This window comes from Clostridium pabulibutyricum (assembly GCF_058242705.1).
The window spans coordinates 337,761-352,402 of record NZ_JBZAYZ010000001.1 but is presented as its reverse complement, the minus strand read 5'-3'; the positions used below and the strand labels follow the sequence as shown (position 1 = coordinate 352,402).

Below are 14,642 nucleotides of genomic sequence, written 5' to 3'. Positions count from 1 at the left end.
ACATACCTTATTATAATAGATATTCTCCTCCAATTCAAACATTTATCTACCATAAAATATATCTGAAGACAAGTTTTTTAAATTTTTTCTATGTTTTTTCTCTCGGGTTTTTTGTTCTTTATTTTCTTTCTTCTGTTTTTTAATTCTTGATCTATTTCATCAAGTGTAATTCCTTGATTTACCATAAGAACTACAATATGATATATAAGATCGCATATTTCCGGAACTTCCTCGTCTTTTTTTCCATTCTTGCTTGCAACAATTACTTCCGTACTTTCTTCTCCGACCTTCTTTAATATTTTATCTATACCCTTTTCAAAAAGATAATTTGTATAAGATCCCTCCACAGGATCATTTTTTCTGCTTTCCATTATTCCATAAAGTTCATTTATAGTATCCTTTACACCCATAATTTTCTCCTCTCCACACGTAAATGCTATTTTGTAAGCTTGTTAAAAAAGCAGCTTCTGTTTCCAGTATGACATGCAGCTCCCATCTGATCAACCTTCAAAAGGATTGTATCATAATCACAATCCAGTGATATACTTTTTACATATTGAAAATGTCCAGATGTGGCTCCCTTGTTCCAATACTCACTCCTTGATCTGCTCCAGAACCAGGTAGTTCCGCTTTCAAGTGTCCTCTTAAGTGACTCTTCATTCATATATGCAAGCATAAGAACCTCGGAATTTTTGAAATCCTGAACTACAGCCGGAAGCAGTCCTCCCTTAAAATCAGCTTTTTTTAAAATATCAATATCATAATCAATTCCAGCCATATTTTTTCCTCCTAAAGCCTTACAGGCACATCCTTTTCTCTAAGATATTTTTTTACCTGTTCTATCGTAAGTTCACCATAATGAAAAAGTGATGCGACAAGTGCAGCATCAGCACCGGATTCATTGAATACATCATAGAAATCATGAAGGGATCCGCATCCCCCCGATGCAATTACAGGTATGTTCAATATATCAATTACCGCCTTTGTAAGAGGAATATCATATCCTTTTTTTGTTCCATCTGCATCCATACTGGTAAGCAAAACTTCTCCGGCACCGAGTTTTTGTACTTTCTCAGCCCACTTGAGTGCATCAAGTCCTGTATCTATTCTTCCTCCGTTTATAACTACATTCCATCCACTGTCATCTTTTCTCTTTCTCGCATCAATGGCAACTACAACACACTGGCTTCCAAATCTGTCAGCAGCCTTCTTTATAAGTTCGGGGTTTCTTATAGCCGCAGAATTTACAGATATTTTATCAGCTCCTGCCCTTAGAATATTTTTAAAATCATCCAGATTTCTTATTCCTCCACCCACGGTAAGTGGAATAAAAACCTGCTCTGCAGCTCTCCTTACCACATCTATCATTGTTTTTCTTTTTTCATGGGTTGCAGTTATATCAAGAAAAACTATTTCATCAGCACCCTGCATATTATATTCCTTTGCTATTTCCACAGGATCGCCTACATCTTTCAAATCCACAAAATTTATTCCCTTTACAACTCTGCCCATGTTAACATCAAGACATGGAACTATTCTTTTTGTAAGCATGCAAAACACCTCCCTTTACAATTTAGCCTCACTTATGATTTCACTGACTTTTGATATAAATACATTCATATCACCTTCAGAACCTATGCTTACCCTCAAATAGTTGTTTGTTTTTTCTTTATCAAAATATCTGACAAGCACGCCCTTTTCCTTAAGCTTTAAAAAAACTTCACCTGCATTCAATTCAGGATGATTTATAAATATAAAATTTGCTTTTGAAGGTACAACCTTGAATCCAAGCTTTTCAAGCCTAAAGGTAGTACTTTCCCTTGTCTTTATTACATTTTCCGTACACTTTATAAAATAATCTTCATCTTTTATGGCAGCCACCGCCGCCTTGGATGCAATTCTATCCACCGTATAAGAATTAAATGAATTTTTTATCCTGTTTAGTCCTTCTATAAGTTCCTTGTCTCCAAGTGCAAAACCAACCCTGAGTCCTGCAAGAGACCTTGACTTCGAAAAAGTTTGAACCACAAGCAGATTCTTATATTTATTTATAAGCTCAACTGCTGAATGACATCCAAAATCAACATATGCCTCATCTATAATTACTACGTAATCCTTGTTGCACTTTACAATTTTCTCTATGGAATCAACGTCCAAAGCCTTCCCTGTGGGAGCATTGGGATTTGGGATTACAATTCCTCCATTATTTTTGATAAATTCTTCAACTGGTATTGAGAAGTCTTCATTTAACTCTGCAAGTCTGTATTTTATGCCATACAAATTTGCATAAACAGGATAAAAGCTATATGTAATGTCAGGGAAAACTATATTATCCTTTTTATCAAAGAAAGCCAAAAATGACATTGCAAGTACTTCATCCGATCCATTTCCTATAAATATCTGATCTTTTTTCAAATCGTAATAATTTGAAATTGATTCTCTGAGTTTATCGCAGTCAGGATCTGGATAAAGCCTTAAATCGTCCTTTGCACAATTATTTATAGCCTCTATCACATGTTTCGAAGGGGGATACGGATTTTCATTTGTATTTAACTTTACATACTTCTTGTCTTTCGGCTGTTCTCCACAAACATAGGGTTCGACATTTTTTGTAACTTCACTCCAATATATACTCATTTTCACACCCTCCAACAAATTATTTTTCACACGTATTTATAGCTTCCTCTAAGTTTATAGTTCCAGAATATATGGCCTTCCCCGTTATTGCACCATATATCCCCATCTCTGATATATTTTTTAAATCCTGAAGATTCTTTATCCCGCCTGAAGCTATTATATCGCAGGTCACACTTTCTTTTATGTTTCCAAGCTGCTCTAGATTTGGTCCTTCAAGTGTTCCATCCCTGCTTATATCTGTAAATATTATTGTTGAAACCCCTATATCCTCCATCTGTTTTGCAAAATCTATATAATCTACTTCGCTTACATTAACCCACCCATCTACTGCAACTTTTCCATTTTTTGCATCTATTCCAACAACTATTTTTTCTCCGTACTTTTTCACTGCCTCTTTCACAAACCGAGGATTTTTAAGAGCTGCTGTTCCAAGTATTACTCTTGAAATACCTGCTTCAAGAAGACTGTCTATTGTTTCAATGTTTCTTATGCCTCCTCCAAGTTCTACAGGTATTCCTACACTTTCAACCACTTTTTTTATTATATTAATGTTCTTTATTCTTCCATTCAAGGCACCATCCAAATCAACCATATGTATATAACCGGCACCCTGTTTTTTAAACATTTTTGAAACTTCCACAGGACTTTCCCCAACCACTTGCGATCTGTCGAATTTACCCTGGTACAATCTCACGCATTTTCCATCTTTTAAATCCATAGCAGGAAATATTATCATCTTATCATCTCCCAAAAGTTTTTGAGCATCCTCATTCCTATATCTCCACTCTTTTCCGGATGGAACTGCATCCCATATACATTTTCCCTGCTTACAACTGCCGGAATATCTATTCCATAAACGCTGTGAGCCTTCAATACATTTTCATCATCTACATCCGCATAGTAGGAATGGACAAAATAAACATAGCTGCCCTCTTTTACCCCATCCAGTATATTGCATTTTCCATCAAATACAAGATTGTTCCATCCCATGTGAGGTATTTTCAAGTCTATATCAAGTTTTTTTATCTTTCCCTTTAAAAATCCAAGTCCATTTTCATGCCTTACTTCTTCTCCCTCTTCGAAAAGCAGCTGCATTCCAAGACATATTCCCATAAGAGGAGTGCCTTTATCCACTGCTTCATGAAGAACTTTATCTATACCAAATTTTTTTATACTATCCATGGCATCCGGGAAAGCACCAACACCTGGAAGTATTATTCCATCTGCCTTTAGTATTTTATCTCTGTCCCCTGTTATTTCTGTATCAGCCCCGATAAACTCAAGAGCCTTTTGAACACTCCTTAAATTTCCCATTCCGTAGTCCACAATAGAAATCAATTTTTATGCCTCCCTATGTTTATTATTTTTATAAAGGCCTATATAACTCCTTTTGTTGAAAGTACCCCTTTTATTTCACTATCCTTTGTATAGGCTTCTCTAAAAGCGTGGGAAAATGCCTTGAACATTCCCTCTATAACATGATGTGTGTTCTTCCCATAAAGGGATTTTACATGAAGAGTCATATCTGAATTAAATGCAAGTGCCCTAAAAAATTCCTCTACAAGTTCCGTATCCATGTCTCCAACTTTTGGGCTCCTGAGCTCTCCTTCAAATACAAGGTAAGGCCTTCCGCTCAAATCTATAGATGCCATTTCAAGACTCTCATCCATAGGTACAAAAAAAGTTCCATATCTTTTTATGCCGGATTTATCTCCAAGAGCCTTTTTTATACACTGTCCAATTACTATTCCAACATCTTCTACAGTATGATGAAAATCAACATCCAAATCGCCCTCTGCAGATACATTCAAATCTACATTACCGTGCTTAGCTATCATAGTAATCATATGATCGAAGAATCCTATTCCCGTATCAATTTTATACTCTCCACTTCCATCTATATCAAGTTCAACTTTTATTTTCGTTTCAAGAGTATTTCTTTCAATTACAGCCTTTCTAGAAACATCTCCACTCATAAAACCACACCTCTCTAATTTTTCCTTACATATATTGAATTTTTATGTGCAGTAAGTCCTTCATCCTCAGCTATTGTCATTATGCTGTCCGCTGCCTTTTGAAGTTCTTCCTTGGAATAGTATATATAGCTTGATTTTTTCACAAAGTCATCTACAGAAAGTGGTGAAAAAAACCTTGCCGTACCACTTGTTGGAAGTACATGGTTTGGTCCTCCAAAATAGTCTCCAAGTGGCTCCGGGCTGTAAGATCCCAAAAATACCGAACCTGCATTTCTTATTTTGGGAAGGTGTGAGAAAGGGTCTTCTATACATAACTCAAGATGTTCCGGTGCAATTTCATTTCCAAGCTCAATTGCGTCTTCTATACTGTCAACTACAATTATTATCCCATTGTTTTTGAGTGATTCCTCTATTATTTCTCGCCTTTCAAGTGAAATTATCTGTTTTTCCACTTCTCTGTCAACTTCTTCGGCAAATTCATAGGATGTAGTTACAAGAGCCGATGACGCAAGTTTGTCATGTTCTGCCTGTGACATAAGGTCAGCTGCAACAAATCTTGGATTTGCAGTTTTATCTGCAACCACAAGTATCTCACTTGGCCCTGCTATCATATCTATGTCGACTTCCCCGTAAACAAGCTTCTTGGAAGTTGCCACGAATATATTTCCAGGTCCTACTATCTTATCAACTCTCGGTATTGTTTCCGTTCCATAGGCAAGGGCAGCCACCGCCTGTGCACCGCCTACCTTGTATATTTTATCAGCTCCAGCTATATCACAAGCCACAAGCACACTTGGATTTATACTTAGATTCTCTCTGACAGGAGTAACCATTACCACCTCATCCACCCCTGCAATTTTGGCAGGAATTATATTCATAAGTACGGAAGAAGGATATGCTGCTGTACCACCTGGTACATACACACCGACTCTTTCAAGAGGAATATATCTCTGTCCCATTATCTTTCCCGGTTCATCTGCAACTACAAAAGAATTGTGAACCTGGTGTCTATGAAACCTTTCAATATTTTTCTTAGCCTTTTTTATAGCTTCAATAAAATTTTTGTCGACTTTTTCATAAGCGTTGTCAATTTCATCTCTTGTAACCAGAATATTTTCTCTATTCAACTCTTTTGAATCAAACTTATTTGTATAATAAAGAAGTGCTTTATCCCCCTGCTGCCGCACATCTTGAAGTATTTTGGATACCGCCTTCTCCACACTTGAATCCACATCAGTTCTCCTGCTTTTTAAAAGCTTCATATATTCAAGTTTTGAATCTGTATCTCCCTTAATTATCTTCATCATTTCAATGCCTCCTTAAACTCTGCCCTGTCTTCTCTTTGATCCACCTGCTCTTTAAGCATATCCACAATTTCTTCTATTTCATCCTTCTTCATCTTGAGACTTGCAATATTTACTATAAGCCTCGTACTTATATCACATATATCCCTGTAAATTTCAAGGCCATTTTCCTTAAGAGTTGTTCCCGTTTCAACTATATCCACAATAGCATCTGAAAGTCCAAGGACAGGCGCAAGCTCCACGGAACCTTCTATTTTTATTATTTCAATGTCACAGCCTATCTTTTTAAAATAATTCCGCGCTACATTCGGATACTTAGTGGCAATCTTCTTTCTGTTATAACCTTCGAAAAATTTTTTGTCTTTGAGACCTGCAAGGGAAAATTTACATTTGCCGAACTTCAGATCAAGCAGTTCATAATAATTCTTGTTGTATTCCATCATTGTGTCTTTTCCAACTATACCTATGTCTGCAGCTCCATGCTCAACATAGGTAAGTACATCCGGAGCCTTTACAAGAACAAAATCTACATTATAATTATCATCATGGAATATAAGTTTTCTTCCCTTATTTTCAATTTCGCTGCAATCCGCACCAATGGCCTTGAACATACGGACTGCACTTTTCTCTATTCTTCCCTTTGTCAAAGCTATTTTTAAAAGTTTTCTATTATTCAAGTTTTTTCACTTCCCACATATAAAATTTAAAACTATCATACAACTATAAATTCATCCATTTTTTTAAAATTAAAGTATTCTTCCGCCTCTTCTCTCGTATTAAATATGCTCATTTCAACCACTGCGCCTTCACATCTAAGTGCTTCTGCTTTTTTATAGGCATCTGCATAATTCCCATTCTCATAATATATAAGTATTCTCTTTTTATCTCTTTTCCAAGATTCACCATCAAAAACTTTCATTATATTGTCAACATCTACAGCAAGTCCCGTAGCACATTCATTATCTCCAAATTGCCTTGCAAGGTTGTCATACCTTCCTCCGCTTAATATACTGTCCCCGACACCCTCTGAATACCCTCTGAATATTATTCCAGTATAATAATCTATATTTTGTATCATGCCAAGATCAACTGATATATAATTTTTATATCCGGCACTTGAAACTGCATTGTATACATCTCTTACATTTTGAATTGCACGGAGTGCCTCTCTATTATCTGTCATTGAAGCTGCTCTATCCAGGATTTCAATGCCTCCAAACAACTTTGTGATCTGTTCTAATATCAATGTATTGTTTTTGCCTATCTCATTTTTATTATTGTATATAAAACTTCCGAGAGCTGTAAAATTTTTATTTTCAACATAGTTTCTCAGTATTTCTTTCTTCTCTTCATCCAATTTTGTATCGCCTATTATGCTTTTAAAAAAATCAATCTGACCAAGCTCAATTTTAAAGTTTTCAAGTCCACACCTTAAAAGAGCTCTTATTGCAGTAGTAACAATTTCAACATCGGCGTTTATACTGTCCGCCCCTATTATTTCTATTCCCGATTGGGCAATTTCCATATCTTTTCCGTTTAAAATTTCATTTCGTCTATATATATTTTCTGTATAACAGAGCTTTAATGGATGAGGTGCATTTTTAAGCTTTGTTGCTGAAATTCTAACAGCAGGTGTCGTCATATCCGGTCTCAATACCATCATTCTTCCCTGACTGTCAAATAATTTATACATATCCTCCTGCTTGAATATAGTTTTGTCATAGTTAAATACATCATAAAATTCCAAGAGAGGCGATGAAATCTCCAGAAAGCCGGCATCCATATAAGTTTCCCTGAGTATATTCTGTATGCCGACTTTTCTGCTGCACTCCTCAAAAATAAGATCTTTTGCACCTTCAGGTATATATCTTTCCCAGTTCTCCATCTGTATCCTCCTGTTTTAATTTATCATGATAAAGTGATAAATTGGTATAGTGTTATAGTATCAGATTGTATAAAATTTTTCAATAGTTTTTTATTTAATGTTCTCTATTTTTAAATTATTAAAATGTGTCTTTGAGAAAAACTTTGGACAAAAAAAGACGTATCAACAATTAATACATCTTTTATTACACTTCTTCCGAACTTAAATGCAAATTTTTTCTCATTTTTCATTTCACCAATTCTCCACTAGATATTTCTTATATTAATACAACCCCGATAAAAAGAGCCTAGATTGAAATCTCTAGGCTCAAAATAAATCTTCTATGTAAAATTAGAAGTCTACTTTTTCTCCAGTATATACACACTGGAACAACTTTTTCATTTCAGGTTCTGTTATCTTTCTAGGATTTGCACCTGTGCAGGCATCTTCCATTGCATTATGTGCTATAAAATCAACATCAGCATCATAATCCTCCCTGCTTATTCCGTATTCTTCTACTGTAGAAGGTATTTCCATTTTCTTGTTTAAATCCTTTATCAGTGCATTCAAGGAATCTACTAGTTCATCATCCGTACTTCCACTAAGTTTTAATCTTCTTGCTATATCAGCATATCTATCCTTGCATGCTTTCTTGTTGAAATCTATAACATAAGGAAGGAATATAGCATTGGCACAGCCATGTGGTATGTGAAAAACAGCTCCTATTTTATGAGCCATGCTGTGAGTTATTCCGAGAAGTGCATTTGAAAATGCCATTCCTGCCAAGCACTGAGCTATGTGCATTTGTGCTCTTGCTTCCTTGTCTCCTTCATAGGATTTTACAAGATATTTATAAATCATCTCAATGGCATGAAGTGCCAGTGGGTCTGAAAAATCAGAACGGAGACTTGCAACATACGCCTCTATTGCATGAGTAAGGGCATCCATTCCAGTATGTGCAGTAAGTTTTTTCGGCATTGTCTGTGCAAGTTCAGGATCTATTATTGCAATATCCGGAGTAAGATTAAAATCTGCAAGCGGATATTTTATTTTTGATTTGTAATCCGTTATAACAGAAAATGATGTTACTTCAGTTGCCGTTCCACTGGTTGAAGGTATCGCAATAAATCTTGCCTTGTTTCTAAGCTTTGGAATTCCAAAAGGAACTATTGCTTTTTCAAATGTAAAATCTGGATATTCGTAAAATATCCACATTGCCTTGGCTGCATCAATCGGTGATCCTCCACCTATAGAAACTATCCAGTCCGGTTCAAACTCTCTCATGATTTTTGCACCATTCATTACGGTTTCCACGGATGGATCCGGCTCAACACCTTCTATAAGCTTAACTTCAATTCCTGCTTCATTCAGATATTTTTCAACCTTGTCTAGAAATCCAAATCTTTTCATTGAACCTCCGCCAACTACCACAACTGCTTTGTTTCCTTGAATATTCTTCAATTCCTCAAGTGAATTCTCTCCAAAGTAAATATCTCTTGGTAAAGTAAATCTCGACATATGTTTTCTCCTCCAATACTAGGTATTTTGTTTTTTGACTTATTATTCAGATATATATTATCACATAGACATATATTATACTAGTTGAAGGAAAAACTTTTTATGTTAAAGAACGAAAGATAAAATCTTCCGTTCTTTAGATATAATCTCTTGTTTTTCCCATAAAACAAAGTGAAACCATGCCATTTCCGCAATGAGTACCCATTCCAAGTCCAAGGGAGTTCATTATAAACCTGTTGCCCGGGAACTCTTTTTCCATCATTGACTTGAGTTCAAACGCATCATCAATGCAATCTCCATGAGATATTCCTATGAGTGTATCTTGGCTGTCCTCCGCAAGTTCTCCGAACTTTCTAGCAAGATACTTGAAAGCTTTTCTCTTTCCCCTGATATTTGCAACATTTTTCAAAGTACCATCTTTTTGTATTACAATTATAGGTTTTACATCCAAAACTGTACCTATTATAGCTTTCGATGCTGATATTCTTCCTCCGTTTTTAAGATGTTTAAGATCTTCAACCACAAACCAATAGTTCATCTTGTCTCTGCTTTCCTCTACCCATCGGACTATATCATCTACACTTGAACCTTGATTCGCCATTTCAACGGCATGGTATACTAAAAGTCCAAGTCCTATGGATGCTCCTCGGCTGTCTACTACAGTTATATTTTTGAATCCCTCATCCGCAAGTTCCTCCTGTGCAAGCTTTGCACTGTTGAAAGTTCCGCTTATTCCAGAAGACAAACCTATGTAGATTATAGGCCTGTTTTCCCCGAGAAGTTCGCGAAACTTTTCAAGGAATCTGTATTCATTCACCTGGGTAGTATATGGAAATTCTCCCTCTCTGAGTCCCTTGTAAAATCTCTCATAGCTAAGTGAATGTCCAAAATCATCTTCATAGTCATTTCCCTTGAAACGACACATTAATCCAAGAAAAGGCACATGATTTTCAAATATAAAATTCTCAGGCATATCACAACTGGCGTCTGTCATAATTATAGGCTTTACCACTAGCAATCTCCCCTTATATAAGTATTAATCACACAGTTGTACTTAGTATACCACCTTCACCTAAAAATTAACACTGCAGGCTAATCCATAAAATATCTTACTCCAGACTCAAATATCTTCTGGTCCTTGCATCCAGGTATGTTTTTCAATATATTCTTTCCAATTCTTTCTGAATGTCCCATCTTTCCAAGCACTCTTCCATCAGGACTTGTTATGCCTTCCACTGCATAGAAAGATCCATTAGGATTAAACTCGTCACTGCAGTCAGGATTTCCAGAAAAATCAACATACTGCGTTGCAATCTGGCCGTTACGAATAAGTTTGTGCATCATTTCCTCGGAAGCTGCAAATCTTCCTTCTCCGTGAGATATTGCAATTGAATGTACATCCCCTACTCTCACTTTGCTGAACCACGGCGAAATATTTGAAACAATCTTTGTATTAACAACACGCGATATATGCCTGCCTATCTTATTATATGTCAAGGTAGGATAACCACTCTTTATATCTCTTATATCGCCAAAAGGCACAAGTCCAAGTTTTATAAGTGCCTGGAAACCGTTGCATATTCCAAGTATAAGTCCGTCTCTTTTATTCAAAAGTTCAAGAACAGCTTCTTTTATTTTCGGATTTCTAAATGCATCTGCTATAAATTTTCCAGAACCGTCAGGTTCATCGCCCGCGCTGAATCCTCCGGGGAACATTATAATCTGGGAATTATTTATCTTCTTCACGCTTTCATCTATAGATTCTTCTATCTGATTTATAGTCAAGTTTTTAAATACAAGTGTATCAACCCTAGCACCTGCTTTTGTAAAAGCTCTCTCTGAATCATACTCGCAGTTAGTGCCTGGAAATACCGGGATAAACACTCTTGGAGCGGAAATTTTAATTGACGGCGATACAACCTTTTTGGCTTCAAAACTTATATTTTCAATTTTTTTACTTGAATCTCCCGTTCTTGTAGGAAATACACCTTCGAGAGTACCGCTCCATGCATCTATCATTTGGTCTATATCTATAGTTTCACTATCTATTTTTATAACACATTCACTTGTAGTCGTGCCTATAATTTCATAGGTGATGTCTTTTAGTTCCAGGCACTCTTCAAAGTCGCCCTCTACCTCTGCTATTATCGAACCGTAGTATGGGTAGAAAAGTTTCTCTTGATCGAAATTGTTCGAGAAATCAAACCCGATCTTGTTTCCAAAGCTCATATTGCTTACCGCTTCTGCTATTCCATAATCTCGTACTGACTGGGCCGATATTATCTTTCCTTGTCCTATAAGTGAATTTACAGCCTCGTAATTTTTTTTCATTCCTTCGAAATCAGGTATGCAGCAATCATCCATCGAAACTGGTATGAATATAATTTTATTCCCCGGCCTCTTGAATTCAGGGGATATTATCTTATCCGCCCCTGAAGCCACAACTGCAAAAGAAACAAGTGTAGGCGGTACATCCATATCCTTAAAGGTACCAGACATGCTGTCTTTTCCTCCTATTGCAGCAATCCCGAGCTCTTTCTGTGCAAGTAGCGCTCCAAGAAGTGCAGAAAATGGTTTTCCCCATCTTTTTGGATCTTTCTGTGGACTTCCAAAATACTCTTGAAAAGTAAGTCTTATTTTATCAGCTCTTCCTCCTGATGCAACAATTCTTGCTGCTGACTCGCATACAGCATACAAAGCTCCATGAAACGGACTCCATTTTGATATTTTAGGATTATATCCATAACTCATGATTGTAGCTGTATTTGTGTTTCCCGAAGGTACCGGTATTTTAGCTGCCATGGCATCAATTTTTGTAAGCTGATATTTTCCTCCAAGAGGCATTAGCACTGTAGATGCGCCTATAGTACTGTCAAATCTTTCTATAAGCCCTCTCTCACTGCACACATTGAGATTCTCAAGCATGTTAAGCCATGTTGTCTTTACATTTCCTTTTCCTGCCTTCAAAGTATTTTTAAAGTATGATTCTGTCTCATCCGGCGATTTTACAAATACATCCGTTTGAGCCCTGACTCCATTTGTATTTATAAAATCCCTGTTCAAATCAACTATTATTTTATCTCTCCAGTAAAACCTCAGTCTGTTTGTATCTGTAACTACTGCAACTGCAGTCGCTTCAAGGTTTTCATCCTCAGCATACTTTATAAACCTTTCCCTGTCATCTTTTGAAACAACAACTGCCATCCTCTCCTGAGACTCCGATATTGCAAGTTCAGTTCCATCCAGCCCCTCGTATTTCTTAGGTACAAGATCCAGATTTATATCAAGTCCGTCTGCAAGTTCACCTATTGCAACCGATACACCGCCTGCTCCAAAATCATTGCATCTCTTTATAAGAGTGCTGACTTCAGGTTTTCTAAAAAGTCTCTGCAGCTTTCTCTCTGTAACAGGGTTACCTTTTTGTACCTCTGCACCTGACGTAAGTATTGACTTCTCCGTGTGCTTCTTTGAAGATCCTGTAGCTCCACCGCATCCATCTCTGCCGGTTCTGCCTCCCAAGAGTATTATTATATCCGACTTTTCAGGCCTTTCCCTCACTACATTCTTCGAAGGTACAGCACCTATTACAGCTCCAATTTCCATTCTCTTTGCAACATAACCAGGATCATAGATTTCACTTACCATTCCAGTTGCAAGCCCTATCTGATTTCCATAGGAACTATATCCTTCTGCTGCACCGTTCGTTATCTTTTTCTGTGGAAGTTTGCCCTCCAAAGTTGACTTCAAATCCAATGTGGGATCTCCGCTTCCCGTAACCCTCATGGCCTGATATACATATGACCTTCCAGAAAGAGGATCTCGTATTGCCCCTCCTATACACGTTGCAGCTCCTCCAAAAGGCTCAATTTCAGTAGGATGATTGTGCGTTTCATTTTTAAACATTACAAGCCACTTTTCACACTTTCCATCTACATCCGCATCAATCACTATACTGCATGCATTTATTTCTTCAGATTCATCGAGATCATCAAGCTTTCCATCAGCCTTGAGCTTTTTCATTGCAATTGTTGCAATATCCATAAGACATACAGGCTTTTTGTCTCTTTTGAGTTCTTCCCTGAATTTAAAATACTCCCTGCATGTATCCTTAATTGGTTTTGTTAAATTTCCGTCTTCAATTTCTATATTTTTCAACTCTGTCATAAATGTAGTATGTCTGCAATGATCGGACCAATATGTATCTATTACCTTTATTTCAGTTATAGTAGGATTTCTTTTTTCCTCATTTTTAAAATATCTTCTACAAAATTCAAGATCGTCAAGACTCATTGCAAGGCCTTTCTCTGCTATAAAATCTGCAAGACCTTTTCTGCTTTTTTCTAAAAATCCATCTAAAATTTCAACATTCGAAGGTACCTTCACTTCTTTGTAAAGCTCAAAAGGTTTTTCAAGAGAAGCTTCTCTCGAATCTACTGGATTTATACAGTATTTCTTTATAGAATTAAATTCTGCCTCAGTTACATCGCCTTGAATTATATAAACCTTGGAAGATATTACATTCACATTTTCTTTCTGGGTCAATATCTGAATGCACTGTGATGCGGAATCCGCTCTCTGGTCATACTGTCCTGGAAGATATTCAACTGCAAAAATTTTATTTTTTCCAATGTCAGTTATATTTTCATCATATATCTTATCTACAGTTTTTTCGGAAAATACAGTATACTTCAACTTCTCATATCCACTATCGTCTATATTCTCAATATCGTACCTGTTTATTATTCTCACATTATCGATGTCTCTTATTCCAAGACTTTCTCTCATGTCTCTTAAAAGGTTTTTTGCTTCAACATCAAATCCCGATTTTTTTTCTACAAATAATCTTCTAATACTCATTTGCGATATCTCCCTCAACTATATTTTTCGAACGTTTTTTATATTTTTTTTAAAATTATTCGTGTATATTATATCATATATAAACATTTTGGGAAACAGCTACAACAAAATCACGTTAAAAACTTTTTATTTGTATAATTTGCTTGGCTTGTTTAAAAAAGTGGTGAACATTTATATAAGAATTCATATTCCTGTAAACTTTACCTGATACAGTACGTCCAGATGTCATTTTTACATTTACACACTGTCCCGGACTACAGTTTTCCATACATATTCCACGAAAAAAAACATGTATTCCATTCCTCGTATTTTTAATATCTTCTACTTCAATAAGATTGCCCTTCTCTATCATAAAATCACCCCGCCATATAATTTATATTACTAATTTAATTTATATGAACTGAAGTTTTATTTTATTTGTATTTTATAAAATTTAGGCAAAAAACTAGGGAAGGTGCCTTAAAGCACCTTCCCTGTTTCCCGTTC

The 14,642-nt window shown here is 36.2% G+C and carries 14 protein-coding genes; all 14 read right to left on the bottom strand.

What is annotated here, in order from left to right; all coding sequences use genetic code 11:
* Positions 1-77: 77 nt before the first annotated feature.
* The 14 genes from hisE to AC4CVH_RS01720 all read right to left on the bottom strand — a co-directional run bounded on the left by hisE (position 78) and on the right by AC4CVH_RS01720 (position 14,508).
* Positions 78-410: a phosphoribosyl-ATP diphosphatase gene (hisE, locus tag AC4CVH_RS01785; RefSeq protein WP_490786001.1), complete on the bottom strand. Its 333-nt coding sequence runs from the start codon at positions 408-410 to the stop codon at positions 78-80.
* 26 nt (positions 411-436) lie between these two features.
* Positions 437-778 carry a phosphoribosyl-AMP cyclohydrolase gene (gene hisI / locus AC4CVH_RS01780; protein WP_490786000.1) on the bottom strand — a complete coding sequence of 114 codons (342 nt, stop codon included), beginning with the start codon at positions 776-778 and terminating at the stop codon, positions 437-439.
* Positions 779-789: 11 nt separating this feature from the next.
* A complete protein-coding gene (hisF, locus tag AC4CVH_RS01775) occupies positions 790-1,551 on the bottom strand; it encodes an imidazole glycerol phosphate synthase subunit HisF (RefSeq protein WP_490785999.1) in 762 nt (253 codons plus the stop codon).
* Positions 1,552-1,566: 15 nt separating this feature from the next.
* Positions 1,567-2,637, bottom strand: coding sequence for a histidinol-phosphate transaminase (gene hisC, locus AC4CVH_RS01770; protein ID WP_490785998.1), 1,071 nt, complete (start codon positions 2,635-2,637; stop codon positions 1,567-1,569).
* Positions 2,638-2,656: 19 nt separating this feature from the next.
* A complete protein-coding gene (gene hisA / locus AC4CVH_RS01765) occupies positions 2,657-3,373 on the bottom strand; it encodes a 1-(5-phosphoribosyl)-5-[(5-phosphoribosylamino)methylideneamino]imidazole-4-carboxamide isomerase (protein ID WP_490785997.1) in 717 nt (238 codons plus the stop codon).
* The gene (gene hisH / locus AC4CVH_RS01760; protein ID WP_490785996.1) at positions 3,370-3,975 is read right to left on the bottom strand and encodes an imidazole glycerol phosphate synthase subunit HisH; all 606 of its coding nucleotides are present in this window, start codon (positions 3,973-3,975) and stop codon (positions 3,370-3,372) included. Before hisH ends, hisA begins: the two co-directional genes overlap by 4 nt.
* A gap of 38 nt (positions 3,976-4,013) precedes the next feature.
* A complete protein-coding gene (hisB, locus tag AC4CVH_RS01755; protein WP_490785995.1) occupies positions 4,014-4,613 on the bottom strand; it encodes an imidazoleglycerol-phosphate dehydratase HisB in 600 nt (199 codons plus the stop codon).
* A 14-nt stretch (positions 4,614-4,627) separates the two neighbouring features.
* Entirely contained in the window at positions 4,628-5,920 is a 1,293-nt protein-coding gene (gene hisD / locus AC4CVH_RS01750; RefSeq protein ID WP_490785994.1) for a histidinol dehydrogenase, read from the bottom strand.
* Entirely contained in the window at positions 5,917-6,594 is a 678-nt protein-coding gene (gene hisG / locus AC4CVH_RS01745) for an ATP phosphoribosyltransferase (protein WP_490785993.1), read from the bottom strand. The genes hisD and hisG overlap by 4 nt, the downstream gene beginning before the upstream one ends.
* Before the next feature lie 35 nt (positions 6,595-6,629).
* Complete coding sequence (gene hisZ / locus AC4CVH_RS01740; protein WP_490785992.1) at positions 6,630-7,802, bottom strand: ATP phosphoribosyltransferase regulatory subunit; 1,173 nt, start codon at positions 7,800-7,802, stop codon at positions 6,630-6,632.
* Between the two features lie 330 nt (positions 7,803-8,132).
* Complete coding sequence (locus tag AC4CVH_RS01735) at positions 8,133-9,299, bottom strand: iron-containing alcohol dehydrogenase (RefSeq protein ID WP_490785991.1); 1,167 nt, start codon at positions 9,297-9,299, stop codon at positions 8,133-8,135.
* A gap of 136 nt (positions 9,300-9,435) precedes the next feature.
* Entirely contained in the window at positions 9,436-10,293 is an 858-nt protein-coding gene (locus AC4CVH_RS01730; protein WP_490786303.1) for a DegV family protein, read from the bottom strand.
* 98 nt (positions 10,294-10,391) lie between these two features.
* Positions 10,392-14,156 (bottom strand): phosphoribosylformylglycinamidine synthase, encoded by a 3,765-nt coding sequence (locus AC4CVH_RS01725; protein ID WP_490785990.1) that lies wholly within the window; start codon positions 14,154-14,156, stop codon positions 10,392-10,394.
* A gap of 115 nt (positions 14,157-14,271) precedes the next feature.
* Positions 14,272-14,508, bottom strand: a complete 237-nt coding sequence (locus AC4CVH_RS01720) for a hypothetical protein (protein WP_490785989.1) — start codon at positions 14,506-14,508, stop codon at positions 14,272-14,274.
* Positions 14,509-14,642 lie beyond the last annotated feature (134 nt).